Below are 25,829 nucleotides of genomic sequence, written 5' to 3'. Positions count from 1 at the left end.
ATCTGGCCGGTCTGGTTGCAGTCGTCGTCGATGGCCTGCTTGCCGAGGATCACCATCCCCGGCGCTTCCTTCTCGACCAGCGCCTTCAGAACCTTGGCGACGGCCAGCGGTTCGGTCGTCACGTCGGTCTGCACCAGGATGGCGCGGTCGGCGCCCATGGCGAGTGCCGTGCGAAGCGTCTCCTGGGCCTGGGTCGGACCGACGGAAACCACCACGATCTCGGTCGCCGTGCCGGCCTCCTTGAGACGAACCGCCTCTTCGACGGCGATTTCGTCGAACGGGTTCATCGAGAACTTCACGTTGGACGTCTCGACGCCGGACTGGTCGGTCTTCACCCGGATCTTGACGTTGTAGTCGACGACGCGCTTCACGGCGCAGAGGATCTTCATGGCGCGGGTCCCTTTGGAAATGGGCGGCGTGCAGGCATGGAAGGGCACAGCTCACCTCTCTCCCCGCTGGACAGGGGATGGAGAGGCGAGCTTCGGCCGATGTGCGGAAAAAGGGTCAGGGTGGGGCAAAGCGCCCCTTACAGCCCCTCGGTCTGCTTGCGCAGGACGTATTTCTGGATCTTGCCGGTGGAGGTCTTCGGCAGCGGGCCGAACACCACCGTGCGCGGGCACTTGAAGTGGGCCATGTGCGACCGGCAGAAGGCGATGATGTCGGCCTCGGTCGAGGCGGCGCCGTCCTTCAGCGTGACGAAGGCGCAGGGCGTCTCGCCCCACTTCTCGTCATGGCGGGCGACGACGGCCGCCTCCAGCACATCGGGATGCTTGTAGAGCACATCCTCCACCTCGATGGACGAGATGTTCTCGCCGCCGGAGATGATGATGTCCTTCGAGCGGTCCTTGATCTCGACATAACCGTCCTCATGCCAGACGGCGAGGTCGCCGGTGTGGAACCAGCCGCCGGTGAAGGCCTCTTCGGTCGCCTTGGGGTTCTTCAGATACCCCTTCATGACGTTGTTGCCGCGCATCATGATCTCGCCCATCGTCCGGCCGTCCTTCGGCACCGGCTCCAGCGTGAAGGGGTCGGCGACGATCACCGCCTCCAGCATCGGGCCGCGCACGCCCTGACGCGCCTTGATCGCCGCCTTCTCGTCCAGCGACAGGCCGTCCCAGCGGTCGTGCCAGACGCAGACCACGGTCGGGCCGTAGCATTCGGTCAGGCCGTAGACATGGGTAACTTCCCAGCCCATGCGCTCCATCCCGGCGATGACGGCGGCGGGCGGGGCAGCACCGGCAACCATCACCTTGACCTTCTGCTCGATGCCCTGCTTCAGCTCGGCCGGGGCATTGTTCAGCATGTTGAGGACGATGGGCGCGCCGCAGAAGTTGGTTACCCGCTCGTCGCGGATCAGCTTCAGAACGGTATCGGGGCGGACCTGACGCAGGCAGACGGCGGTGCCGGCGGTGACCGCGATGGTCCAGGGGAAGCACCAGCCGTTGCAGTGGAACATCGGCAGCGTCCACAGATACACGGGCGCATCGCCCATGTTCCAGGACAGGGCGTTCGACACCGCGTTCAGGTAGGCGCCGCGATGGTGATAGACGACGCCCTTCGGGTTGCCGGTGGTGCCGGAGGTGTAGTTCAGCGCGATGGCCTGCCATTCGTCGGCCGGCAGGGTCCAGGGATGCTCTGCACCGACATCGCTGATGAAGGACTCGTAATCGCGGTCGCCGATCAGCTCGCCGCCGGTGTAGGTCGGATCGTCGATGTCCACCACCGGGATCGGTGCGTCGAGCAGGGCCAGCGCCTTCTTGGCGACGCCGGAGAACTCGCGGTCGACGATCAGGATTTTCGCCTCGCCATGCTTCAGGATGAAGGCGATGGCCTCAGCGTCCAGGCGGGTGTTGACGGCGTTCAGCACGGCGCCGGCCAGCGGCACGCCGAAATGGGCCTCGAACAGTTCCGGCGTGTTGGCGGCCAGCATGGCGACGGTGTCGCCGGTGCCGATGCCGACATTCGCCAGCGCCGCGGCCAGACGGCGCACACGGATGAAGGTCTCGGCCCAGGTCCGGCGCACCGTGCCATGGACGACGGCCGGCCGGTCGGGCCACACGGCGGCGGCACGCTCCAGGAAGGTCAGCGGCGTCAGGGCGACGAAATTGGCAGCATTGCGGCCGAGATCGCGGTCGTACGGATTGGCGCGGACATCGGCTGCGGCGGCAGTTTCACTCATCGGACCGTTCTCCCCAGGGGTTCTTTGTTGCGCGCCGACATTGGGCGCGGCGGTGTTGGAAACAGCCTGTACCAGATCAGCTTTGCGCAACTTTCTCAGGATTATGACCAATTGTTATTGAGGGTGTTGCGGCGCAAACGCAGGAGTGGCGCCACTTTCAGCGCAACCAGCTCACATCGCCGGCGAACAGATAGCCGGCGCCATAGACCGTCTTGATCAGCCGCGGCGCGCGGGGATCCTCCTCGATCTTCTTGCGTATGCGCGAGATGCGGACGTCGATGCTGCGGTCGTAGGGGAAATCGTCGCGATCCTGATCCGGGCCCTGCAAATGCTCGCGCGACAGCACGCGCTTCGGCGCCTTCAGCAGCATGAGCAGAAGCGAGGCTTCCGCTGCGGTCAGGCTCTCCTGCCGGCCGTCGTCGGCGGTCAGCGTCAGGTTGCCGAGATCGAACACCCAGGGACCGAAACGCGCCCGCGCGGTCTCCGCTGCGGCGGTGGCGCCGGCCAGCTGCTCGCGGCGGCGGATGGCGCTGTTGACGCGGGCGACCAGTTCCCGCGGCTCGAACGGCTTCACGATGTAATCGTCGGCACCAAGCTCCAGCCCCAGCACCCGGTCGGAGGTGCCGCCGCGCCCGGACAGGATGATGACGCCGAAGCGCACATCCTCCCACAGCTCGCGCACCAGGGTCAGCCCATCCATGTCCGGCAGGCCGAGATCGACCAGACAGAGGTCGGGGGCCTGGCGCTGGATCGCCGTCCGCGCCTCCCGCCCGTTGGCCCAGCCGGTCACCTCATAGCCGTAGCTCTCCAGCACCTCCGTCACCAGCCGCCGGATGTCGGCCTCGTCCTCGATCACATAGATGCGCTTCTTCTGTCCCACGCGCGTTTCCCCCCGGCACTCGTCGCCCTGCTTTTTCCAGGTGCGTTCTATTGGGTGCGTTCTGTTGGCCCAATCCTATCAGGCCGGCGCGGGTTCGGCGGCGTGGCCGATGGCCGCCACCAGCTCCCGCTTGTCCCATGGCTTCCGCAGTATGACGGCATCGGCGGGAACGTCGCCATACTCGACAGCGAATCCGCTGACCAGAACCACCCGCATCGTCGGCCGCAGCAGCCGGGCGCGCCGCGCCAGTTCCACCCCGGACAAGCCGGGCATGACGATGTCGGAGACCAGCAGCGACAGCCCGTCGATCTGCTCCACCAGCTCCGCCGCCTCGTCGCCGCTCGCCGCCTCCACCACCGAGAAGCCGAGGTCGACCAGCTGCTGGCGCATCACCTGCCGGACATCGTCATTATCCTCCGCCACCAGCGCCAGCTGGCCGGACCAGCCTCCGGGCTGCGGTTCGGCCGCCGCCAGATCGGCCTCCTGCAGGCGGGGCACCGGTTCGGCGCGCGGCAGCAGCAGGGTGACGGCGGTCCCCTCCCCCGGCCGGCTGTCGATGCGCAGATAGCCGCGCGACTGCTTGACGAAGCCATAGACCATCGACAGCCCCAGGCCGGAGCCGAGGGCCTTGGTCGTGAAGAAGGGCTCCACGGCGCGGGCCAGCGCCTCCGGCGTGAAGCCGGTGCCGGTGTCGGTGACGCGGATCTCCAGATAATCGTCGGAGTGGACCGGCTCGTCGAAGGACTGGTCGCCTTCCACCTTGCGGATGCCGACGGCGATGTCGAGCCGCCCGCCGTTCGGCATGGCGTCGCGTGCGTTGATGGCGAGGTTGACCAGCGCGTTCTCCAGCTGGGTCTGGTCGGCGATGGTCCAGCATTCCCGCCCCTCCCCCGGCACGCCGATGGCGATGGAGCTGGGGAAGGACCGGCGCAGCAGAACCGCCATGTCGCGCAAGAGGCCGCACAGTTCGATCGGCTCCGGCTTTAGCGGCTGCTGACGGGAGAAGGCGAGCAGGCGGGCGGTGATGTCGGCGCCGCGCCGGCCGGCGCGCTGGGCCGGCTCCAGATAGGCGTCGAGCCCCTCCACCGCCGCGTAGCGGTCGCGCGCCGCCGACAGGTTGCCGATGATGATCGACAGCAGGTTGTTGAAGTCGTGCGCCAGCCCGCCGGACAGCTGTCCGACCGCCTTCAGCCGCTGTGCCTCCACCAGCTGGCGCTCGGTCTGCTTCTCGTCGGTGATGTCGAGGGTCAGGACGAACAGGCCGGTGACCGCGCCCTCCTCTGCCCGCCCCTCGCCCCGCCCCTCGCCACGATGGGGGATCAGCGTGGTCTTGGTCACAATGGTGCCGCCATGGCGCGGGAAGGCATATTCGAAGGTCACCACCTCCCCCGACAGGCAGCGGTCGAGGTGGGGGGCGAGGGCCGCCATCGCCCGCCGGCCGACGACCGACGCCAGATCGCGGCCGATGACCGCCGCCTTGTCGCGCCCGACCAGTTCGGCCCAGCGCAGGTTGGCGAAGGTCAGCCGGCCGTCGCGGTCCAGCCCGGCGATGCAGGCGGGGATCGCATCCAGGATCACGCGCTGCCGGGTCTCAGCCTCCGCCAATGCGGCGGTGCGGTCGCGTACCCGGCTGTCCAGCGTGGCGACGGTGTCGCGCAACTGCCGGACCATGCCGTCGAAGGCGGAGGCCAGCAGCCCGATCTCGTCGCCGCGGCGGATGCCGCTCTGGGCGCCGAGGTCGCCGGCCCTCACCTGCACCGCGGTGTCGGCCAGCCGGCGCAGCGGCCGCACCAGCCGCCCGACCGCGATGTAGCCCAGCAGGCTGCCCGCCGCCATCAGCGCCATGCCGATGGCAAGGATGCGGTTGCCCAGCACCACCGACGACCGCCGCAGCTCGTCCACATAGACCGACGACGCGATATACCAGTCGAACCCCTCGAAATGCCGGACCCAGCTGATCTTCTCGTAGGCGTAGTTGCCGGGATCGTCGGGCTTGTCCCACAGGTAGGTCAGCGGCTCCCCCTTTGCCGCGGCGACCTTCAAATCCTCGGCGATGGGACGGCCGGTGGCTGAGTTCAGCCGGTCGCCGAAGGCGGTGCCCTCGATGTTCGAATTCGGGTGGATGATCATCCGGTTCGCCGAATCGAAGATGTAGAGATAGCCGGTGCGGGCGATGCGCAGCTTGCGCAGGGCTTGGCGCAGATCCTCGATGGCGTCGGCCTTGCGCCGCTCCACCTCGGCGTCGACGTCGGCCAGATAGGCGCCGGTGCCGACGATGATGCCGCGCCGGGGCAGATCCTTGAAGAAGCTGAGCTTCGGCGCCCGCTCGTCGCCGTTCGGCCGCCACCACGGATAGGTCTGGAACCCCTCCCCCTCGCGCTTGGCGGTGGCGACGATGGTGGGCAGGATGTGGCGGCCCAGATTGTCGCGCAGATCGTCGGCCTTGCGCCCCTGATAGTCGGGCGAGGGGTGCGACAGGATCACCGAATCGTAGCCGATGGCCCACACATAGTCGCCGTTGCCGTAGCGGAAGGCATGCAGCCCCTCCATCGCCTCGCGCCGCGCCTGCTCCATCGTGATCTCGCCACGGTCGGCGCGGGCGTAGACATGCTCGATATAGCCGACGGCCAGTTCCAGCACGTCGCGCAGCCGGGTCTTGTAGGAGTCGACGGTCGCCACCCGCTGCTCCTCCAGCCCACCGCGGATGCGGCTGACCAGTTCGAACACGTTGTCGAGGATGGTCCGGCTGGCGTCGCGTTCGATCTCGTAGGCCTTCTCCTCGATGAAGGGGACCGAGAAGACGTAGGCCGCCGCGGAGAACAGCCCGAGCGAGATCAGGATCGCCGAGAACAGCCGAAGGAACAGGGGCGAGCGGATCATTTTCCGGGCGGGGATGGCGGGATGCGGGGATCGGTGGAATCCCCGCCATCATTCCAGCTTGACCGCTGAGGCTCAACGCGAATCGGTGAGATTGTTGCCTGAATTGCACTGAAACAATTCGTCATATTTCCGGGAAATTTGCGAAACAGTGTTTTGTTAGCCGGAAGGACATAAGCCCAGCCCCATCAATTCGGGTCGGCGCAAACCAAGGACGCTCAGCGTCTGGAGGAAATATGCACTCCCCCGCCAACACTCCCGTCTATGAGAGGGTTCGCCGGAACCCCAAATTCCACGAGCTGGTGCGCCAGCGCAGCCGGCTGGCCCTGATCCTGTCGGCCGTCGTGCTGGTCGGCTACTACGCTTTCATGATGGTGGTCGCCTTCGCGCCCGGCCTGCTGCACAAGCCGATGTCCGACGAGTCGTCGCTCAGCGTCGGCTTCCCGATCGGGGCCGCCATCATCATCCTGTCCTGGCTGCTGACCGGCGTCTATTCCCATTTCGCCAACGGCCGCTTCCAGGACCTGACCGACGAGATCACCCGGGAGACGCTGCAATGACCGCCCGCCGGATCCTCCTCGCGGCCAGCGCCGCCACCCTGTTCGCCACCCTTGCCGCCGTGCCGGCGCTGGCGGCCGGCGATGTCGGTCAGCTGGAAAAGCAGCCGATCAACCTGTCGGCCATCGGCATGTTCATCGCCTTCGTGCTGATGACGCTGGGCATCACCTATTGGGCGGCCAGCCGCACCCGGTCCACCTCCGATTTCTACACCGCGGGGGGCGGCATCACCGGGTTCCAGAACGGTCTGGCGATTGCCGGCGACTACATGTCGGCGGCGACGCTGCTCGGCCTGTCGAGCCTGGTGTTCGCCAAGGGCTATGACGGGTTCGTCTACACCATCAGCTTCTTCGTCGGCTGGCCGATCATCCTGTTCCTGCTGGCCGAACGGCTGCGCAACCTCGGCCATTTCACCTTCGCCGACATTGCATCCTACCGGCTGGACCAGGGCAAGATCCGCACCTTCGCCGCCATCGGCTCGCTGACGGTGGTGTGCTTCTACCTGATCGTCCAGATGGTCGGCGCCGGCCAGCTGATCAAGCTGCTGTTCGGGTTGGACTACAACGTCGCGGTGATCGTCGTCGGCGTGCTGATGGTGGTCTATGTCACCTTCGGCGGCATGATCGCCACCACCTGGGTGCAGATCATCAAGGCCGTGCTTCTGCTGGGCGGCGGCATGGTCCTGGCCTTCCTGGCGTTGTCGCGCTTCGGCTTCAGCCTGGAGGCCATCGCCAAAAGCGCCATCGCCTCGCACAAGGACGGCGTGAAGATCATGGGGCCGGGCACACTGCTGGCCGACCCGGTGTCGGCGGTGTCGCTGTCGCTGGGCCTGCTGTTCGGCACCGCCGCCCTGCCGCACATCATGATGCGCTTCTTCACCGTCCCCAACGCGCGCGAGGCCCGCAAGTCGGTCTTCTACGCCTCCGGCTTCATCGGCTTCTTCTTCCTGCTCGTCTGCATCCTTGGCATGGCGGCGATCACCATCGTCGGCACCGACCCGCAGTTCTTCGAAGGCGGCAAGGTCGGCGGCAAGCTGATCGGCGGCGGCAACATGCCGGTGATGCATCTGGCCAAGGCGCTGGGCGGCGACCTGTTCCTGGGCTTCCTGTCAGCGGTCGCCTTCGCCACCATCCTGGCGGTGGTGTCGGGCCTGGCGCTGGCCGGCGCGTCCGCCATCGCCCACGACCTCTACGCCCGTGTCATCCGCAAGGGCGAGGCGACGGAGCGCGAGGAGGTGCGCGTGTCCAAGATCGCCTCGCTGGTGCTGGGCGTGCTGGCCGTCGTGCTGGGCATCGCCTTCGAGAAGCAGAACGTCGCCTTCCTGGTCGGCCTGACTTTCGGCGTCGCGGCATCGGTGAACTTCCCGGTGCTGATCCTGTCGATGTACTGGAAGGGCCTGACCACCCGCGGCGCGCTGGCGGGCGGCATCGCCGGCCTGATCTCCGCCGTCACGCTGGTGGTCCTGTCGAACGCGGTGTGGGTCGTGGTGCTGAACAACCCGGCCCCCATCTTCCCCTACGAGCAGCCGGCCCTGTTCTCGATGACGCTGGCCTTCCTCGTCACCATCATCGTCTCGAAGCTGGACAGCAGCGCGTCGGCCCGCGCCGAGCGCGAGGCCTTCGAGGACCAGTTCGTCCGCTCCCAGACCGGCATCGGTGCCGCCGCCGCGGCCAAGCACTGATCGCCTGACGGTCCAACGGCCTGACGCTTCAATGGAAGGCGTCCTTCCCCAGCCCCGGGGAAGGACGCCTTTCCGTTGTCAGCCGGTCCGTTGTCAGCCGGCCGAGACGCTGTTGTCCTTGCGGCGCGACAGCTGGACCTGCCCGTCCAGGCATTTGACGTAGCCGGTCTTGCCCGGTTTCAGCCCGTCCAGAATGGTGACCAGCGCGCGGGGGATCGCCGCGAATTCCTTGGAGCCGCGCGACTGGCCATTATAGGCGGCGATGTGCTCGCGCAGCTTCTCCTTGGACACCGGCTTCCCGTCATTCCCGATCATCTCGTCCGCCTTTCGATGCTCTTGATCGCCGACAGGCTTACGCCGGCAGCCCATCCACTGCAACCGGCCGGCCGGTACGGTCGGCGGGGAAGCGGATGGTGGCGGCGGTGCCGAGGCCCGGCTCGCTGTCGATGGACAGGCTTCCGCCATGCAGAGCCATCAGGTCGCGACAGATCGACAGGCCCAGCCCGGTGCCGCCGAACCGCCCGGAGATGCTGCTGTCGGCCTGCTGGAACGGCTCAAGGATGCGGGCCAGCGCGTCGGCGGCGATGCCGATGCCGGTATCGCGCACGGTGATGGCGATCCGGCCATCCCCTTCCCGCACCGCACTCACCGTCACCCGGCCGCCGCGCGGGGTGAATTTGACCGCGTTCGACAGCAGGTTCAGCAGCACTTGGCGCAAGGCACGCTCGTCGGCCAGCAGATTGGGCAGGTCGGGGGGGCATTCGACCGCCAGCGTCACCCCACCGACATCGGCCGGCACCGCGGCCAGCGCCCGGCAGGTCTCGATGGCCTCGGCCGGCTCCATCCAGCTTTCATCCAGCGTGTAGCGCCCGGCCTCCAGCTTCGACATGTCCAGCACGTCGTTGATCAGGTCCAGCAGGTGGCGGCCGCTGTTCTGCACATGGCGGGCATAGTCGCGATAGCGCGGGCTGCCCAGCGGACCGAACAGCTCGTGCAGCATGATGTCGGAAAAGCCGATGATGGCGTTCAGCGGCGTGCGCAACTCGTGGCTCATGGTCGCCAGGAAGGCGCTCTTGGCCCGGTTGGCAGCCTCCGCCTGATCGAGCGCCGTGGCGAGCCTTTCGGCAGCCTCGACCCGCTCGGTGATGTCGCGCGCCTCGACCACCAGCACCGTGACGACGCCTCCGTCGTCATAGACCGGCTTGATCGTCACATCCATCACGCGGGTGAGCCCGTCGGCGACCACATCAGTCTCGTAACGGACGAAGCGCCCCGAAGCCGCCTTTTCGATGGACTGGCGGAAAGCCGCCGCCAGTTCGTCCGTGCGGGCCCAGCCGCGGAACTCCCAGGCGCGGTGTCCGACCAGCGCTTCGGCAGGCAGGCCGGCCAGGGCGCAGGCCGGCCGGTTCAGCGCCAGCACCCGGCCGTCCGGCGCCAGCAGCCCCATGATCTGGAAACTGCTGTCGAACAGCGCCTGCGACCGCCGTTCGCTGGCGCGCAATGCCTGCGTCGTCGTCTCCAGCCGGCCGAGCTGCCGCAACGCCAGACAGGCCAGCAACAGCACCACCACCGACACCGCAGCGGTTTCCAGAATGCGTTTCCAGCGGTCGTCGTACCAGCCGGCCAGCACGTCCTCGGTCCGGATGCGGACATAGACGTAAAGCGGCCACCCCGCCACACGGCGCACCGTACCGATGCGTTCCCGTCCCTCCGTGGGATCGAGACCGGACAGCGTCCGGGCATTCTCGCCGGCAGGCAGACGCGGCAGGACCGAGGCGAAGAAAGCGCGGTTCTCATCGAGAGCGCGCATTCCGCTCCGCGAATGGGACAGGACCACGCCATTTTCACCATAAAACAGAATGATGCTGAGCGGGCCGATGTCCTGGGTCGCATAAAGCCGGGCGAAACGGTCGAGATCGAGCACAGCCACCGCCATGGCGCTGCCGTTGGCAAGCGGACGGATCATCGCAGCCCGCCAACCGCCGTCAGCCTCGCGATAAGGCCCGACAAAAGCACGCGATTCCCCCATCAACGCCTCAGCCAACGGGGAATCGGCGACATGGGCGGGCTTGTGCAGACCGGCGGCCTGCCGCACCCGGCCATCCCGCTCAACGATCATCAAATTCCGCAGAGCCGGCCCAGGACCGGTGGTCGACCCCAATGCCCCCGCCGTTTCCCCAACCAGATAGGCAGGAATCGTCCCTTCGGCCGCCGTCGCCCGAAGGGCATGGTCCGCCACGATCATGACGCGGCGGGCATCCTCCTCCAGCAGGGTCGAGAGGTTGGCGGTCTGGCGCAGACCATCATGGATCGCCCGGTCGCGCGCCCGCTCAAGGTCGGCATAGGCGACCAGCCAGAAGCCGGCGATCACCGCCACAAGCAGGCCGATGCGCAGCGCGGCGACGGGCGGCAGAGCCGATAAGCGCCACCACGTCCCGCGCGCGCCACCGTCCGGTTCGGAGAGATCCGTCAAAGGAAATGGTCCGCCGCGTCTGAATGCTGGAGAGGCGTCAAGCCGGAACGGCCGGACGCGACGAACTGTAGCATGCCGGCGCGGGCAGTTTCACGTTCGGTTACCCCTGATCCGGGCAGGATCAGAGATGCGGGGACCGGCTGTCGTGCATGGGAAGGATTTGGGGGAAGAGCTTGAGGAAAAGTTTGCCTCGACAAAGCCCGCAGCCCGCGCTTCTCTGCCCGGTGACGATGTGAAGGAGGATCCCGTCGGGCATGCTGCAGGATTTCATCGATAGCCTGTCCCAGGGGCCGCTCCTGGGGTTGATGCTGTTCCAGGTCGCCATCGTCTGGCCGCTGTCGCGCATCCTGCGGCGGGCCGGCTTCTCGCCGCTGTGGGCCCTGTTCTCCCTGGTGCCGCTCGGGCATGTGGTGCCCATCGGCGTAATGGCGCACAGCCGATGGCCGGTGCTGCCGGCACGGCAGGCGCGCAAGGTCAAGGCACGGAGGACGGCATGACGGAGACCGTGATCCAGCTCGGCTTCTGGGAACTGCTGATCGGCTCCATCGTCACGATGTACATGCTGATCGCCGGCGGCTGGGTTCTGGCCAAGGCCGGGCGCAGCCCGCTGTGGATCCTGCTGCTGCTGTTCCCCTACCTCAACGTCCTGGCGGTCTGGGCCTTCGCCTTCATCCGCTGGCCCTTCGTCGACCGCACTCCCGCTCCGGCGCAGCCTGACGAGGGCTGAGCACCGGACCATCGGCAAGGGGGCAGGATCAGACCTCGTCCTGGATCAGACCTCGTCCTCGATCAGGCGGACGATCACGTCGACGCGGGCGACGCGGGTGCCGGCGGGGGCGGCCGGAAGATTCTGCACCGTCAGCCGGTCGGCGGGGATGTCCTCCAGCCGGCCGGTGGATTCGACGAAGAAATGGTAATGGTCGCTGGTGTTGGTGTCGAAGTAGGACTTGCCTGCCTCCACCACCACCTCGCGCAGAAGCCCTGCGGCGGTGAACTGGTTCAGCGTGTTGTAGACGGTCGCCAGCGACACCGGCAGGTCGGCGGCCAGCGCCTCGCAGTGCAACTGCTCCGCCGTGACATGCCGGTCGCAGCCTTCGAACAGCATACGGGCGAGGCCAAGGCGCTGGCGGGTCGGGCGCAGTCCGGCGCCGTTCAGCCGGTCGAGGGCTCGCTTGAAGGGGCGTTCGGCGGTCATCATGGGCGAGGCACCCGTACTGTCGACAGTGGGATCGGACACGGAGTCCAAAACAGAAGCGCGGCACTAGGCCGCATTCTGTTTAAGAGTAAAACCATTCGGAAAGCTCACGCAAGCCATTGTCGCAGCGACGTCAATGGAGACATGGTTTGGGGAGCCGCCCGAACCGGAAGAATGCCCGTAATGGCCCAATGCAAAGGCCGTCGACGGTTTCCCGCCGACGGCCTTGCCCATCCGGTGGATGCGACCGGTCAGTAGCCGGTGGCGATCCGTTCAATCAGCTGCTTCACCGTGGGGATGAAGCCGTCGTTGTAATAAGGATCGCTGGCGAAGCGGTAGGCGTTGTGCCCAGCGAACATCAGCTGGTTTTCGCAGTCGTCGGTATGGCTGACCGCCTGGAGCGTCTTCTGGATGCAGAAGGAGCGCGGATCGGCGCGCTTGCCCGTCGTGCCTTCCTCGTTCTGCGCCCAGTTGGAGAAGCCGCAGGCCGACAGGCAGCCCATGCAATCGACCTGATCGTGCAGGATCTTGTCAGACTGCTGGGGCGTGACGAAGACGAGCGTGCTGTCCGGCGTCTTCAGGGCAGTGGTGAAGCCCTGGGACAGCCACCCCTCGGCGCGCTGCTTGTCGCTCTCGGTCACGTAGACCGGACGGCCGCGCGGACCGACCGGGAATTCGGCCGAATGCTCGCCCACCGGCTTGGACAGATAGGCGACCTGACGCTCGGACCGGGCCATCAGATCCAGCAGGAAGGGGTTCTTCACCGCCGACGAGTAGAAGCCGGTGGGGGAGAAGCGGTTCAGGAAGACGTCGCCCGGCTGCAGCGCCACCAGCTTGCGCTTCCACGCCATGGAGATCGGGCTCTCCTGGGTCAGCAGCGGACGGGTGCCGAACTGGAAGGCGATAGGCCCCAGGTCGGGATTGTCAATCCAGTCCTCCCATTCCGACAGCCACCAGACGCCGCCCGCCATCACGATGGGGGTGTCGTTCAGCCCGAAGCTGTTCATCATCTGGCGCAGGGCCAGGACGCGGGGGAACGGATCCTCCGGCTTCTGCGGGTCTTCGGAGTTGGACAGGCCGTTGTGACCGCCGGCCAGCCACGGATCCTCGTACACCACGCCACCGAGATGTTCCCGGAACTTGTGGTAGGCGCGCAGCCACAAGGCGCGGAAGGCGCGGGCCGACGAGACGATCGGATAGTAATGGACGCCGTAGCTCACGGCGATCTCGGCAACCTTGTAAGGCATGCCGGCGCCGCAGGTGACGCCGTGGATCATGCCCTGGGCGCCTTCCAGCACGCCATGCAGGATGTGCTCGGCGCCGCCCATCTCCCACAGGACGTTCATGTGGATGCGGCCCTGGCCGTTCGACGTCTCGTGCGCGATGCGCGCCTGGGCGATGCCGCCCTCGATGCCGAAGGCGATCAGCTCGTTATGGCGCTCGCGCCGGGTCTTGCCATTATAGATCTGCGGCAGAAGGTTGCCGTTCTCATCATAGCTGTCGGCGTTGACACCCGAGAAGGTGCCAATCCCGCCGGCAGCCGCCCAGGCGCCGGAGCTTTCGCCGTTGGAAACGGCAATACCCTTGCCACCCTCGACGAGCGGCAAAACCTCCCGGCCGGACATCGGCAACGGCTTCAACGCCTTCAACGAACCCTCCAAAGACCGAACGTGGCATCCCGTGGGACGCCGGACCAAAGCGGCGGACTACCGGACGACGAAAAGCTCCGCCGGAATCCGCATGGGTTCCGGCTGGATCGCCAGTGCGGTTCTATATATGAGGAATTGGCGCGCCCGACGAGCGGATTCATCCCCCCGCGCAAAAAACGTTCATGAATTGCCGCAGTCGCGAACGGAAGCGTCAGCATATCGACCGGTCCGCCGGCGGATCATCGGGCTCCCCATCAGGCGTCCGCCGCCAGTTCGTCGGCCAGCCGGCCCGGCGCATCGGTGAAGACCGCCGACACGCCCCAGCCGAACAGCGTCCGGGCGCGCTCCGCGTCGTTGACGGTGTAGGCCAGCACCGGCCGGCCGGTGGCGCGGTACTCGGCCACGCTGTCCGCCGTCTGACGGTCCTGGTGGACGTTCAGCGTCGCCGCGCCGATCCGGTCGGCAATGGAAGCCCAATCGGTGGGAGGGTCCCACATCAGGTAGCCGCGCGGGATCTCCGGCCACAGCCGCTGCGCCACCTCCAGGCAGGGAACCTCGAAGCTGGAGAGCAGAAGCGGCCGGTCGGACGGCCATAGCGGGCGCAAGGCGTTCAGCGCCACCTCCGCCGTGATCTCCTCCTGCCCCGGATAGGGCTTGATCTCCAGATTCAGGCCAAGGCCCAGGTCATGGACCAGCGCCACCGCCTCCTCCAGCGTCGGCACGCGCTCGCCGACGAAGGCGGCATCGAACCAGCGCCCGGCGTCGAGCGTCTGCAAATCCGCCAGATCCAGCAGCGGGACAGCGCCGCTGCCGGTGGTGGTACGGTCCAGCGTGTCGTCATGGATCAGCACGGGGCGCTGGTCGCGGGTCAGCATGACGTCCACCTCGACCCAGCGGGCGCCTTGGCGGGCGGCTTCGCGGATCGAGGCGAGGGTGTTTTCCGGGGCGCTTTCCTTGGCGCCGCGATGGCCGATCAGGCGGGGAAGAGTCGACAGCATGGGTCTCGCAGGAGTAAGAGCGGTCGCTTTCCTACATGACCCATTCCGTCGAAGCGGGAAAGAGCGATGAAGGCCCTGCACAGCGTTTCCGATCTAGTGGCCGCCGGGCTGATGACACCGGAGGCCGGCGATGCCGTGCGTACGGTCGCCGACCGCTATGCCGTGGCGCTGACCCCGTACCTGCGCGAGACGCTGGCCGGACGCATGGATCCGCAGGATCCCCTTTATGCCCAGTATGTCCCCTCCCCGGCCGAGGCGTACAGCACGCCGGAGGAACTCGAGGATCCCATCGGCGACGTGGCGCGCAGCCCGGTGAAGGGCATCGTCCACCGCTATCCCGACCGGGTGCTGCTGAAGCCGCTGCACGCCTGCGCGGTCTATTGCCGTTTCTGCTTCCGCCGCGAGATGGTCGGCCCGGGCGGCGAAGCGCTGACCCCCGACGAGTTGGACGCCGCCCTGGCCTACATCCGCGATCATGAGGAGGTGTGGGAGGTCGTCGTCACCGGCGGCGACCCGCTGCTGCTGTCGCCGCGCCGGCTGCGCGGGATCGTCCAGGCGCTGTCGGCCATGCCGCATGTCGGTGTCGTCCGTCTGCACAGCCGCATCCCCGCCGCCGATCCCGACCGTGTCACGCCGGAACTGGTGGAGGCGCTGACCGCCCCGGACCTCGCCACCTGGGTCGCCGTCCACATCAACCATGCCGACGAACTGACCCCGCCGGTGCGGGCGGCCCTCGCCCGGCTGGTCGAGGCCGGCATCCCGCTGGTCGGCCAGACCGTGCTGCTGAAGGGCATCAACGACAGCCATGCCGCGCTGGAGGCTCTGTTCCGCGGGATGGTCCGCAACCGGGTGAAGCCCTATTACCTGCACCATCCCGACCTTGCCGCCGGCACCAGCCATTTCCGCCCGACGCTGGCGGAGGGGCAGGCACTGGTGAACGGCCTGCGCGGGAAACTGTCCGGCCTGTGCCAGCCGACCTACGTGCTCGACATTCCCGGCGGCCATGGCAAGGCCCCTGCCGCCCCGGCCTGGATCGAGAAGCAGGGCGAGGGCGGCTATCGGGTGACCGACTTCACCGGCCGGGTTCACGACTACCGCGGCTGAGCGCTCGCCCTCAGATCGCTTCCGCCCGCAAGGCCGCGACCCAATGGGCGACCCGCCCCTTCAGGGCGGCGGCGCGGGCGAAGGCAAGCTCTTCATCCTCCAGCGGCTCGACGATTTCGAACGCCAGCGACTCGGCGCCATGGGTGTTCCACGCCGCTTGCAGGCTGCGGTGCGGACAACCGCCCATCTTCAACTGGAACCAGAGGCGGTTTTGGATCTTGTCGAGGTCCGGCGCGCCGCCCACCCATACCGCACCGGCGGCCCCGCAACGGACGGCGAAGACGCCGGCCACGCTTTTGCGCTCCTTGTAGGCGGCCAGCGCCGCCTTGCGATTCTCTTTCCCAGCCGTGGCCGCCATAGCCTTCGTTCCCCCGCGGGTTATCAGTCCCGACTGGTTATACCCGGGTGATATTCCACGCAAGGTTTTTATCCGGGTATTATCCCCAAAGGGCCGGAGTCCCGAACAGTGGATCGGGGTTGATGAGGGCGTTGTGGATGCCGACCACCGAGGCGAAACCGGTCCACAGGATCAGCGGCGTCCAGATCAGCGCGATGCTTCGGTCGTCCCGCCCCACCAGCGCGATGCAGATCGACGTGATGACGAAGAAGCACACCGTCCAGGCCGCGGCGAGGATCGAGCTGCCCAGCGTGAAATAGACGAGGCTGAATGTGGCGTAGATCACCCAGGTTACCGCCTGGAGGCCGATCAGAAGCCCGCGGCTGCGGAGTGGCCGCGCCGGGTCGATCAGGCGGATGTCGCCCCAGATCTGGAACACATTCAACGTGAACCACATCACCGGGAAGACCCAGCCCGGCGGCTGCAGGGGCGACGGGTGGTGACCGGCGAAGGGTTGTCCGCCCCGTTCAACGAAGCCCCAGGCGTTGACGATGACCCAGAACAGCAGGGGTTGCCACCAGCGGACCCGGAAGGGGGTGGGCGGTGGCGCGGTGTAAGTGGCGTCGCTCATGCTCCGCCAGATAGCGCGCCGCCCCCAACGGTCAAGTCAGCGCCATGCTTCAGCGCCGGGCTCCCAGCGAGGCGAGCTGGAACAGCACGCGGGCGCACAGGGTCTCGTCCGGCATGTTGGTGCGCTTGCAGTCGGCCTCGGCATCGACCAGCCGTTCCAGCGCCTGCCGGACATGGTTGGGCGACCAGTGGCGCGCCTGCCTGACCAGCCGGGTCTTCAGCTTGAAGAAGACCGGCGGGCGCAGCGACTCGACGGCGGCCTCCGGCGACTTGCCGGCAGCGACCTGGGCGGTGAGCAGTTGCAGACGCTGGAAATGACGCTGGGCGCCGCGCAGGATCGGCACCGGCGAGGTGCCCTCGGCGAACAGGCGCGCCAGCGAACGGTCGAGCGTGGCGAAGTCGCCCTCCGCCGCCGCCCACACCGGCTCGTCCATCGACAGGGCGGCGCTGTCGCCGATGCAGGCCTGGGCATCCTCCAGCCGCACGCGCTTTTCGCTGCCCATGTAGAGCGCCAGCTTTTCCGCCTCGCCGCGGGCCACCATGCGGTCGCCGACGAGATTGCCGGCCAGGAAGCTCAGCACGTCGGGATCGGCGGTCAGCCCATGGCCTTGCAGAATGTCGGCGATGACGCGGCCGAGCGACGCCTCCTCCTCGACATAGCAGGGGATGGCGGCGGCGGCATCGTCTCCCTCGAACAGAAGCCGCAGCTTGGAGCGGGCCGAGAGGTCGCCCGACTCGACCACCACCAGGCTGTCGCCCGGCGGCGGATTTTCCAGAAAGGCGGTAAAGGCGGCGGTGGCGTTGTCCTCGGCATCGCGGACGCGGATCAGGCGCCGGCCGCCGGTGAAGGAGATCGCCGCCGCCTCGTCCGCCAGCCGCGCCGGATCGTCGGCGACGGCGCGCCCCTGGAACTCGGCGACGCGGAAGGGATCGGACAGGTCCGGCACCACCGTCTTGCCCAGCGTCTGGGCGCGGTCGCGGACGAGCCCCGAGTCGGGGCCATAAAGCAGCACCGCCCGAACCTTGCGGTCCGGGCTGCGCAGAAAACCGTCGATTGCCTTGGGCTGGAGCTTCACCCGCGCATCCCCGGCCGGTCAGGACCCGCGGCCGAGAAACATGGCGACGCGGGTGGTGATGTCGTTGGAGATGTCTTCGAGCGCCCGGTCATAGGCGTTCTGCACCGTCGCGATGGCGGCGTAATGCTGCTCCAGCGTGTTGTAGCTGACCATCGAGCGCGAGCTGGACTGGAACACCACCTGCCCGGTCTGGGTATCGGTCAGCCGGTAGGGGGCGTTGACCAGCAGCTGGGCGCGCACCGCGGTGGCGTCCTTCTGCAAGGCCAGCTTCTGTTCCGACGCCGACAGCGACACATCCAGACGGTAGCGCGGATTTCCCGGCCGCTCCGACGGATAGAAGTTGTCGATCAGCAGGTTGCGGAGCTTCTGCCCTTCCCGGTTGGGGATCGACGCGATGTCGACCTCCATCAGCCGCTCGGACGCGGCGGCTCCGATGCCCTTGCCGCCATAGAGCGGCTGGAACCCGCAGCCCGACAGCGACACGGCGGACAGGCCGAGCGCGAGGGCGAAAAGCCCCCGCGCCATGACCTGACGGAGCGGGCTCCGGCGGAACGGGCCCTGGCGGATCGATCTGGGATCAGACGACGACATTGATCACCCGGTTCGGGACGACGATGACCTTGCGCGCCGGCTTGCCGTCCATGGCGCGCTGGACGTTGACGTCGGCAAGCGCCGCCTGCTCCGCCGCATCCTTGTCCATGTCGCGCGGCAGCTCCAGCGTGGCGCGCAGCTTGCCGTTGACCTGGACCGCGACCTTGACGCTGTCCTCCACCACCAGGGCGGGGTCGGCCTCCGGCCAGGGCTGGTCGGCCAGCAGGCTGCCGTGGCCCAGCTGCGCCCACAGCTCCTCGCCCAGATGCGGCATCATCGGACCGACGAGACGGACCAGCGACTCGAAGCCCTCGCGCAGGACCCAGCCCTCGCCTTCGCCCTTGCCGTCCAGCTCGCCGAGCGCGTTGGACAGCTCGCGAACGCGGGCGACCGCCTTGTTGAAGCGGAATTTGTCGAGATCCTCAGACACGCCGGCGATGGTCTTGTGGACCAGGCGACGGGCGGCTTCGGCCCTGGGGCCAAGCGACTCGGGCTTCGGCGCGCCGGCGGCCGGCAGGTCCGCCTCGGTCATCATCCGCCACAGGCGGTTGATGTAGCGCCAGGCACCGTCGATGCCGGCCTCGGTCCATTCCAGATCGCGTTCCGGCGGGCTGTCGGACAGCATGAACAGGCGGGCGGCGTCGGCGCCGTAGGTGCCGATGATGTGCGCCGGATCCACCACGTTCTTCTTGGACTTCGACATCTTCTCGACGCGGCCGACATTGACCGGCGCGCCGGTGTCGGCCCGGACCCAGTCACCCTTGTCGTTCTTCGTCAGGTCGGTCGGGGCCAGCCAGGCGCCGGTGCCGGTGTCCTTGTAGGTCTCGTGGTTGACCATGCCCTGGGTGAACAGGCCGGTGAACGGCTCGTCCAGGTTCAGGTAGCCGCAGGTCTTCAACGCGCGCGTCCAGAAGCGGCTGTAGAGCAGGTGCAGGACCGCATGCTCGATGCCGCCGATATACTGGTCGACGCCCAGCCAGTAATCGACCGCCTCGTGGGTGAAGGCCGCATTCTCGGTCTTCGGCGAGCAGAAGCGGGCGAAATACCAGGACGACTCGATGAAGGTGTCGAAGGTGTCCGTCTCGCGCAGCGCCGGCTTGCCGCACTGGGGGCAGCCGGTGTGCTTCCAGGTCGGATGATGGTCCAGCGGGTTGCCGGGCTTGTCGAAGGTCACATCCTCCGGCAGCACGACCGGCAGCTGGTCGTCCGGGACCGGAACGATGCCACACGACTCGCAATGGATGACCGGGATCGGGCAGCCCCAATAGCGCTGGCGCGACACGCCCCAGTCGCGCAGGCGGTACTGGGTGGTGCGCTCGCCCTGCTCCGCCGCCTCCAGCCGCTTTCCGGCCTCCTCCTTCGCCGACTCGGTGTCGAGTCCGTCGAGGAAGGCGGAGTTCCGCAGCACGCCGGGACCGGTGTAGGCCTCGGTCCCGACCTCGAAGGCGGCCGGATCGGCATCGGCCGGGATCACCACCGGACGGACCGGCAGACCGTACTTGCGGGCGAAATCCAGGTCGCGCTGGTCATGCGCCGGGCAGGCGAAGATGGCGCCCGTGCCGTATTCCATCAGCACGAAGTTGGCAACGTAGACCGGCAGCTCCCAGGACGGGTCGAAGGGATGCATGACCGTCAGCCCGGTGTCGAAGCCGCGCTTCTCCGCCGTCTCGATCACTTCCTCGCTGGTGCCCAGCCGGTTGCACTCGGCGATGAACTCGGCCAGTTCCGGGCTGGACGCGGCCAACTCGGCCGCTAGCGGGTGATTCGGGGAGATCGCGGCGAAGGAGGCGCCGAACAGCGTGTCCGGGCGGGTGGTGAAAACCTCCAGATCGTCCTCGCGCCCCTTGATCTTGAAGCGGAAGCGGACGCCGGTGGACTTGCCGATCCAGTTCTCCTGCATGATGCGGACGCGCTCGGGCCAGCGGTCCAGCGTCTCCAGGCCCTTCAGCAGGTCTTCGGCATAGGCGGTGATCTTCAGGAACCACTGCGACAGCTTGCGCTTTTCCACCAGCGCGCCGGTGCGCCAGCCGCGGCCGTCGATCACCTGCTCGTTGGCGAGAACGGTGTTGTCCACCGGGTCCCAGTTCACCCAGGATTCCTTGCGGTAGGCGAGGCCCGCCTTCAGGAAATCCAGGAACATCTTCTGCTCGTGGCGATAATACTCCACGTCGCAGGTGGCGATCTCGCGGTCCCAGTCGATGGAGAGGCCCATCGTCTTCAGCTGCCCGCGCATGGTCGCGATGTTCTCGCGCGTCCAGGCGGCGGGATGGACCTTCTTCTCAAGCGCGGCGTTCTCGGCCGGCAGGCCGAAGGCGTCCCACCCCATTGGGTGCAGGACGTTGAAGCCCTTGGCGCGCTTGAAGCGCGCGATTACGTCGCCGATGGTATAGTTGCGGACGTGGCCCATGTGGATGCGCCCCGACGGATAGGGGAACATCTCCAGCACGTAGTATTTGGGCCGGGAGGCGTCCTCGCGCGCGGTGAAACAGCCCTTGCTGTCCCACACGCCCTGCCACTTCGCCTCGGTTTCCTTGACATTGTAACGCGACATGAGCGCGACGCCGTTTTCCGTTGTACCAGATGCTCGAAAGGCCGGGATACCAGCCCGGACCGGCCGCCCGTGTCAGCGGGCGGCGGCGTTCTGCGCCACGCGAAGCTGGCGGGCGCGGGTCAGCACCGCGTCCTCCAGGGTGCCGGCGGTTTCCGGCCCGACGGTGATGTCGCGCCAGTCGTTGCCGGTCCGCTGCTGCTTGAACACCGACACCCGGACGCCGTCGGCGCGCAGCTGGCGGTCCATGATGTAGAGGTTGACCTTGAACCGTTCGTTCGGCGAGTCGGGCGGGGTGTACCAGTCGGTCAGGATCACGCCGCCGAACGGATCGGCCGAGGCGATCGGCATGAAGGACAGGGTGTCGAGCGAGGCGCGCCACAGGAAGCTGTTCACGCCGATGCCCCCGGCCGCGTCCTGGTCGCCGCCACGCTTGTTCTTGCCGAACAGGTTCAGACCGCCGTCGGTGCCGAGCAGGCTGCCGAACTTGTAGTCCTTGTTCTTCATCTGCTCTTCGACGGTTTCGGTCTTGCCGCCCCAGCTTGCGCAGCCGGCGATCGAGACGGAAGCCGCGAGCATTACAGGGACAAGGCGAAGGGCGGTCGAACGGCGCATGGTCGGGAACCCGGTTTAGAAAAGGGGTTGCCGCGCGCGAGTCACGCGCGGAATGCCGGTGAACAGACCATAAGTGGACGGCACCACGCAACAGCGGAAGCGTCTTTGCCCCACCCCGTCACAACAGGACGACAACAGGCGAAGCCTGCCGGGTTGCACTGTGGCGGGCTCGCGAAGGGGGTCCTTCTTAGTGTGCTCCGTGCGACACACTGTCCCCCCAATGCAGCAATCCCGGAGATTTGCCGCTTGCTGGCAAGGGCGGGGGTGCGTACGAAAGTCTCAGCCAGGACGTCAACCAGGCTGAAACATCTGCTGCCAGGATGGAGGCAAAAATCATGACCCGTTATCTGCTGGCCGGCGCTGCCGCCGCTGCTCTCGCCCTCGGCGCTGGCGCCGCCAACGCCCAGGCCAAGTTCGAAGTCAAGATCGGCGGCGACGCCTACTTCGAAGCCGGCTACGTCGATCAGGATCTGGACTCCGGCCTGCGTTCGACCGAATTCCGCAACCGCATGCGCATCAACATCATCCCGTCCGCCAAGGCCGACAACGGCCTGGAGTACGGTGCGCGTATGCGTCTGCGTGCCAACGCTGGCACCAACAACGCCCGCAACACCGACGCCGACCGCGCTTACATCTTCGCGCAGGGCTCCTTCGGTCAGGTCCGCCTCGGCGTGACCAACTCGTTCAACGACGAGACCTACACGACTGCCCCGCTCGACTACCTGCCGCTCGGCATCTACGACGCCCTGCCGGCCTGGATCGGCACGACCGCTAACGGTCTGAACAGCGGCGCCGCCTCGACCGTCACCAACGGCAACACGATCATCACCCAGTCGCTGGTGGCGGAAGCCAACTCGACCAAGATCGTGTACTTCTCGCCGCGCTTCGCCGGCCTGCAGGTCGGCGCCAGCTACACCCCGCGTAACGACAGCTCGGCCACCGACGTCAACCGCGTCAAGCCGGTTGGCACGTTCGCCGCTGGCGGCGCTGGCACCTACACCGACATCGTCGAAGTCGGCGCCAACTACAACAACACCTTCGGCGGCGTGACCGTTAAGGCCAGCGCCGGCTACAACTGGGGCCGCGCCGTCGACGACGTCGTCGGTTCCAACTACAAGGATCTGAACGCCTGGCAGGCTGGCGCTCAGGTTGGCTACGCCGGCTTCGCCATCGGCGGCGGCTACATCGACTACGGCAAGTCGGGCCAGAACAAGCGTCCGGGCGTTGCCACCGAGAACACCCGCAACTGGGTTGTCGGCGCTCAGTACACTGCCGGCCCGATCGTTGTCGGTGCCAACTACAAGAACGGCAAGGACGCCGGTTCGTTCTTCACCGCCGGCGACCGCGAGCTGCAGGTCTACGAAATCGGTGTCGGCTACACCGTCGCTCCGGGCCTGACCGTCCAGGCTCAGTACGACCACTTCAAGCTGGACAACGACGCCTCGCTCCGCGACGACAAGGGCGACGTCGTCCTGGTTCGCTCGATCCTGGCGTTCTAATCGATCTTTCGATCGAACGTCCGGCAACGGATGGAAAGGGCGGTGGCTTCGGCCACCGCCTTTTTTCTTGCCCACGCGCTTCCACTGCCAACTTTGTAGGCAAGCCGCCTGATTTTCATCCCAACCAAAGAGCAAAATTCAGCCACTCTTGGATTTTTTAATCATTCCAACCAGTTATGAGTGTGTTTTTGTTGCAACTGTGTTGCGAATGCGAGAGCGCGCCGCAGTTTGCCTCTTGCCGGAGTAATTGGAGAGCGGTTAAGTCTTGCTTACAAAGACAACCGACCGCTCCCGGCCAAAACGGGGCGTACGCATAAGGATGGATAATCCATGAAGCGCTCTCTCGTCATCGGCTGCGCCGCCGTTGCCCTCGCCGCCGGCTGCGGCACCGCCTCGGCCCAGTCCAAGTCCAAGTTCGACATCCTGCTGGGCGGCGACGCCTTCTTCCAGGGTGCCTATGTCGACCAGGACAACGACAACAACCTGCGCAAGACCGAATTCGCCAACCGTTTCCGTCTGACCGTCACCCCGACGGCCAAGGCTGACAACGGCCTGGAGTACGGCGCCCGTCTGCGTCTGCGCGCCTCGGGCGGCACCAACAACAACCGCCAGACCGACGCCGACCGCGCCTACATGTTCGTGAACGGCTCGTTCGGTTCGATCCAGGCCGGTGTCGTCAACGGCCCGTCGGACGACTCGGGCGTCATCGGCCCGAACGTCGACGGCATCTCGGGCAGCCCGGACGGCTGGGTGTTTAACTACTACGGCGTGACCTCGCTGCCGTACGTCGTCGGTTCGCTGCGCACGCTCGAGTCGGGCGACGCCAGCACGAAGATCGTCTACTCGACCCCGAGCTTCGCCGGCTTCAAGCTGACCGCCGCCTACACCCCGACCTACGGCAGCAGCAACACCAACATCGAGCGCCGCAAGAACGTCACCTACAACGACATGGGTGAAGTTCAGGCCTACTATAAGGGCGCCTTCAGCGGCGTCGGCATCGAAGCGAGCGTTGCCTACCAGTTCGCCCAGGCCCCGACCGGCTTCGAAGATCTGTCGTCGGTCCACACCGGCGCCACCATCACCTATGGCGCCTTCGCCATCGGCGGCAGCTACGCCTTCAGCGGCGACAGCGGCTATGCCAAGGGCCATCGTGGCGTTGACGACAACCAGGTCTGGCTGGTCGGTGCCCAGTACACCATCGGCCCGGTCATCCTGGCCGCCACCTACACCGACGCCAAGGGCGCCAATGTCGGCACCGGTGCCGCCACCGCCGCCGACTACGCCCGCGCTCACGTCTACCAGGGCGGCGTGACCTACGCCGTTGCCCCGGGCCTGACCACGGGTCTGGAATACAGCTACGTCGACAACAAGTCCGGCGGTCGCAACAACGACGCCAACATCGTTCTGTGGGACACCCGCTTCTCCTTCTAAGGGACGGGTTCCTGGCAGCAAACGTGAAGGCGGCGGAGAAATCCGCCGCCTCTTTTTTTGTCCATTTTCCAGTCAACAGACAGGCCGGAGCGTGCCGAACGGGAAACGCCTCGCCCCACCCGAAGTAGGTAACCCTTTGGCGCAAGAGTCCTAACCGCGACACTCAATTAATCGGCAAGTATTTGATATATGGATTTACATGATCCGGAGTCCCGTGTTTTTCCCGTCACTGTTCTCGGAATGAGGTGACTTCCATCCCTGCCGCCACTTGCCGGAGTGCCGGTAGCGGGACTAAGTCTGGGGTCACAAGATACCGCTCGCGCCCCAACCTGACGGGACGCATGCACCGAGGATGACATCCATGAAGCGTTCTCTCGTCATTGGCTGCGCCGCCGTTGCTCTCGCCGCCGGCTGCGGCACCGCTTCTGCCCAGTCCAAGTTCGACATCCTGCTGGGCGGCGACGCCTATTTCCAGGGCGCCTATGTCGACCAGGACGACAACACCGGCCTGCGCAAGACCGAGTTCGCCAACCGCTTCCGCCTGACCATCACCCCGACGGCCAAGGCCGACAACGGCCTGGAATACGGCGCCCGCCTGCGCCTGCGCGCCGCCGGCGGCACCAACAACAACCGCAGCACCGACAGCGACCGCGCGTTCATGTTCGTGAATGGCGGCTTCGGCACCATCCAGGCCGGCGTGATCAACGGCCTGTCGGACGAATACGGCATCATCGGCCCGAACGTCGAAGGCATCGAAGGTTCGCCGGACGCGCAGTTCCTGAACTACTATGCGAACGCCAACGGCGCGCCCTATGCGCTGGGCAGCCTGCGCACGCTGGAGTCGGGCGACGCCAGCAGCAAGATCATCTACCTGACGCCGAGCTTCGCCGGCTTCCAGGTCGGCGCCGCCTACACGCCGGTCTATGGCAGCAGCAACACCGACATCAACCGCCGCAAGAACAGCACTGCCTATCGCGACATGGGCGAGGTCCAGGCCACCTACAAGGGCGAGTTCGGCGGTTTCGGCCTGGAGGCGAGCGCCGCCTATCAGTTCGCCAAGGCGGCCAGCCAGCTTGAGGATCTGTCCTCGGTCCATGTCGGCGCCAACGTATCCTACGCCGGCTTCAAGGTCGGCGGCAGCTACGCCTTCAGCGGCGACAGCGGCTATGCCAAGGGCACCCGCGGCGTGGACGACCAGCAGGTCTGGATTGTCGGCGCCAACTACGATTTCGGTTCGGTGATCCTGGCCGCCACCTACACCGACGCGAAGGGCATCGACAGCAACTTCGCCGGCCTGAACTCCCGCGCCCATGTCTGGCAGGCCGGTGTGACCTACACCGTTGCGCCGGGCCTGACCACGGGTCTGGAATACAGCTATCTCGACAACAAGGTCGGCGGCGTAAACAACGACGCCAACATCGTGCTGTGGGATACCCGCTTCGCCTTCTGAGCGGCAGGGTTCCAACGGCGGATACGAAAAGGGCGACGGAGCAATCCGTCGCCCTTCG

General features: G+C 66.7%; 23 protein-coding genes. 8 read left to right on the top strand and 15 right to left on the bottom strand.

Annotated features, from left to right (window positions below; all coding sequences use genetic code 11):
- From VH569_RS33550 to VH569_RS33535, 4 genes are all read right to left on the bottom strand, one after another.
- A partial coding sequence (locus VH569_RS33550) for an electron transfer flavoprotein subunit beta/FixA family protein (RefSeq protein WP_423321394.1) occupies positions 1 to 389 on the bottom strand: 389 nt, incomplete at its 3' end.
- A gap of 137 nt (positions 390 to 526) precedes the next feature.
- On the bottom strand, positions 527 to 2,179 hold the full coding sequence (locus tag VH569_RS33545; protein WP_423321392.1) for an acyl-CoA synthetase: 1,653 nt from the start codon (positions 2,177 to 2,179) through the stop codon (positions 527 to 529).
- Positions 2,180 to 2,336: 157 nt separating this feature from the next.
- The gene (locus VH569_RS33540) at positions 2,337 to 3,059 is read right to left on the bottom strand and encodes a response regulator transcription factor (protein ID WP_423321390.1); all 723 of its coding nucleotides are present in this window, start codon (positions 3,057 to 3,059) and stop codon (positions 2,337 to 2,339) included.
- 78 nt (positions 3,060 to 3,137) lie between these two features.
- Positions 3,138 to 5,939 (bottom strand): cache domain-containing protein, encoded by a 2,802-nt coding sequence (locus VH569_RS33535; protein ID WP_423321388.1) that lies wholly within the window; start codon positions 5,937 to 5,939, stop codon positions 3,138 to 3,140.
- A 233-nt stretch (positions 5,940 to 6,172) separates the two neighbouring features.
- On the opposite strand from VH569_RS33535, the gene VH569_RS33530 reads away from it, so the two are divergent.
- Both VH569_RS33530 and VH569_RS33525 read left to right on the top strand, forming a co-directional pair.
- Positions 6,173 to 6,496, top strand: a complete 324-nt coding sequence (locus VH569_RS33530; protein WP_423321387.1) for a DUF485 domain-containing protein — start codon at positions 6,173 to 6,175, stop codon at positions 6,494 to 6,496.
- A complete protein-coding gene (locus tag VH569_RS33525) occupies positions 6,493 to 8,175 on the top strand; it encodes a cation acetate symporter (protein WP_423321385.1) in 1,683 nt (560 codons plus the stop codon). The genes VH569_RS33530 and VH569_RS33525 overlap by 4 nt, the downstream gene beginning before the upstream one ends.
- A 93-nt stretch (positions 8,176 to 8,268) precedes the next feature.
- Here VH569_RS33525 and VH569_RS33520 read toward each other — a convergent pair whose 3' ends face one another.
- On the bottom strand, positions 8,269 to 8,490 hold the full coding sequence (locus VH569_RS33520; RefSeq protein WP_098740694.1) for a hypothetical protein: 222 nt from the start codon (positions 8,488 to 8,490) through the stop codon (positions 8,269 to 8,271).
- Positions 8,491 to 8,527: 37 nt separating this feature from the next.
- Complete coding sequence (locus VH569_RS33515; RefSeq protein WP_423321383.1) at positions 8,528 to 10,648, bottom strand: sensor histidine kinase; 2,121 nt, start codon at positions 10,646 to 10,648, stop codon at positions 8,528 to 8,530.
- 254 nt (positions 10,649 to 10,902) lie between these two features.
- Between VH569_RS33515 and VH569_RS33510 the strand changes: the two genes are divergently transcribed.
- On the top strand, positions 10,903 to 11,145 hold the full coding sequence (locus VH569_RS33510; RefSeq protein ID WP_109047734.1) for a hypothetical protein: 243 nt from the start codon (positions 10,903 to 10,905) through the stop codon (positions 11,143 to 11,145).
- Positions 11,142 to 11,375, top strand: coding sequence for a hypothetical protein (locus VH569_RS33505; RefSeq protein ID WP_395458672.1), 234 nt, complete (start codon positions 11,142 to 11,144; stop codon positions 11,373 to 11,375). The genes VH569_RS33510 and VH569_RS33505 overlap by 4 nt, the downstream gene beginning before the upstream one ends.
- A gap of 45 nt (positions 11,376 to 11,420) precedes the next feature.
- On the opposite strand, the gene irrA is transcribed toward VH569_RS33505, so the two are convergent.
- The 3 genes from irrA to VH569_RS33490 all read right to left on the bottom strand — a co-directional run bounded on the left by irrA (position 11,421) and on the right by VH569_RS33490 (position 14,490).
- Positions 11,421 to 11,843, bottom strand: coding sequence for an iron response transcriptional regulator IrrA (irrA, locus tag VH569_RS33500; RefSeq protein WP_423321398.1), 423 nt, complete (start codon positions 11,841 to 11,843; stop codon positions 11,421 to 11,423).
- 251 nt (positions 11,844 to 12,094) lie between these two features.
- Positions 12,095 to 13,492 (bottom strand): NAD(P)H-dependent flavin oxidoreductase, encoded by a 1,398-nt coding sequence (locus tag VH569_RS33495; RefSeq protein WP_423321381.1) that lies wholly within the window; start codon positions 13,490 to 13,492, stop codon positions 12,095 to 12,097.
- 254 nt (positions 13,493 to 13,746) lie between these two features.
- Complete coding sequence (locus VH569_RS33490; RefSeq protein WP_423321380.1) at positions 13,747 to 14,490, bottom strand: glycerophosphoryl diester phosphodiesterase; 744 nt, start codon at positions 14,488 to 14,490, stop codon at positions 13,747 to 13,749.
- Positions 14,491 to 14,556: 66 nt separating this feature from the next.
- Between VH569_RS33490 and VH569_RS33485 the strand changes: the two genes are divergently transcribed.
- Complete coding sequence (locus VH569_RS33485; RefSeq protein WP_423321379.1) at positions 14,557 to 15,594, top strand: lysine-2,3-aminomutase-like protein; 1,038 nt, start codon at positions 14,557 to 14,559, stop codon at positions 15,592 to 15,594.
- A gap of 10 nt (positions 15,595 to 15,604) precedes the next feature.
- Here the strand turns inward: VH569_RS33485 and VH569_RS33480 are convergent, their stop codons facing one another.
- From VH569_RS33480 to VH569_RS33455, 6 genes are all read right to left on the bottom strand, one after another.
- Positions 15,605 to 15,952, bottom strand: coding sequence for a GIY-YIG nuclease family protein (locus VH569_RS33480; protein ID WP_377808078.1), 348 nt, complete (start codon positions 15,950 to 15,952; stop codon positions 15,605 to 15,607).
- Between the two features lie 79 nt (positions 15,953 to 16,031).
- Positions 16,032 to 16,562 (bottom strand): tryptophan-rich sensory protein, encoded by a 531-nt coding sequence (locus VH569_RS33475; RefSeq protein ID WP_423321376.1) that lies wholly within the window; start codon positions 16,560 to 16,562, stop codon positions 16,032 to 16,034.
- 49 nt (positions 16,563 to 16,611) lie between these two features.
- Positions 16,612 to 17,637 (bottom strand): DNA polymerase III subunit delta, encoded by a 1,026-nt coding sequence (gene holA / locus VH569_RS33470; protein ID WP_423321374.1) that lies wholly within the window; start codon positions 17,635 to 17,637, stop codon positions 16,612 to 16,614.
- An 18-nt stretch (positions 17,638 to 17,655) separates the two neighbouring features.
- Positions 17,656 to 18,162 carry an LPS assembly lipoprotein LptE gene (gene lptE / locus VH569_RS33465; protein WP_109047743.1) on the bottom strand — a complete coding sequence of 169 codons (507 nt, stop codon included), beginning with the start codon at positions 18,160 to 18,162 and terminating at the stop codon, positions 17,656 to 17,658.
- 52 nt (positions 18,163 to 18,214) lie between these two features.
- Positions 18,215 to 20,779, bottom strand: a complete 2,565-nt coding sequence (leuS, locus tag VH569_RS33460; protein ID WP_423321372.1) for a leucine--tRNA ligase — start codon at positions 20,777 to 20,779, stop codon at positions 18,215 to 18,217.
- 72 nt (positions 20,780 to 20,851) lie between these two features.
- Positions 20,852 to 21,391: a DUF3576 domain-containing protein gene (locus VH569_RS33455; protein WP_423321371.1), complete on the bottom strand. Its 540-nt coding sequence runs from the start codon at positions 21,389 to 21,391 to the stop codon at positions 20,852 to 20,854.
- Positions 21,392 to 21,726: 335 nt separating this feature from the next.
- On the opposite strand from VH569_RS33455, the gene VH569_RS33450 reads away from it, so the two are divergent.
- The 3 genes from VH569_RS33450 (at position 21,727) to VH569_RS33440 (ending at position 25,771) form a co-directional block, all read left to right on the top strand.
- Positions 21,727 to 22,890 carry a porin gene (locus VH569_RS33450; RefSeq protein WP_098741167.1) on the top strand — a complete coding sequence of 388 codons (1,164 nt, stop codon included), beginning with the start codon at positions 21,727 to 21,729 and terminating at the stop codon, positions 22,888 to 22,890.
- 330 nt (positions 22,891 to 23,220) lie between these two features.
- Entirely contained in the window at positions 23,221 to 24,321 is a 1,101-nt protein-coding gene (locus VH569_RS33445; RefSeq protein WP_098740707.1) for a porin, read from the top strand.
- Between the two features lie 361 nt (positions 24,322 to 24,682).
- The gene (locus VH569_RS33440; RefSeq protein ID WP_395458679.1) at positions 24,683 to 25,771 is read left to right on the top strand and encodes a porin; all 1,089 of its coding nucleotides are present in this window, start codon (positions 24,683 to 24,685) and stop codon (positions 25,769 to 25,771) included.
- The last annotated feature ends 58 nt before the right edge of the window (positions 25,772 to 25,829 follow it).

The organism is Azospirillum sp. 11R-A, from assembly GCF_049472615.1.
GTDB classification, from domain to species: domain Bacteria; phylum Pseudomonadota; class Alphaproteobacteria; order Azospirillales; family Azospirillaceae; genus Azospirillum; species Azospirillum palustre.
Note: the sequence above shows the minus strand (reverse complement) of the source record. Positions and strands in the feature narration are given on the sequence as shown.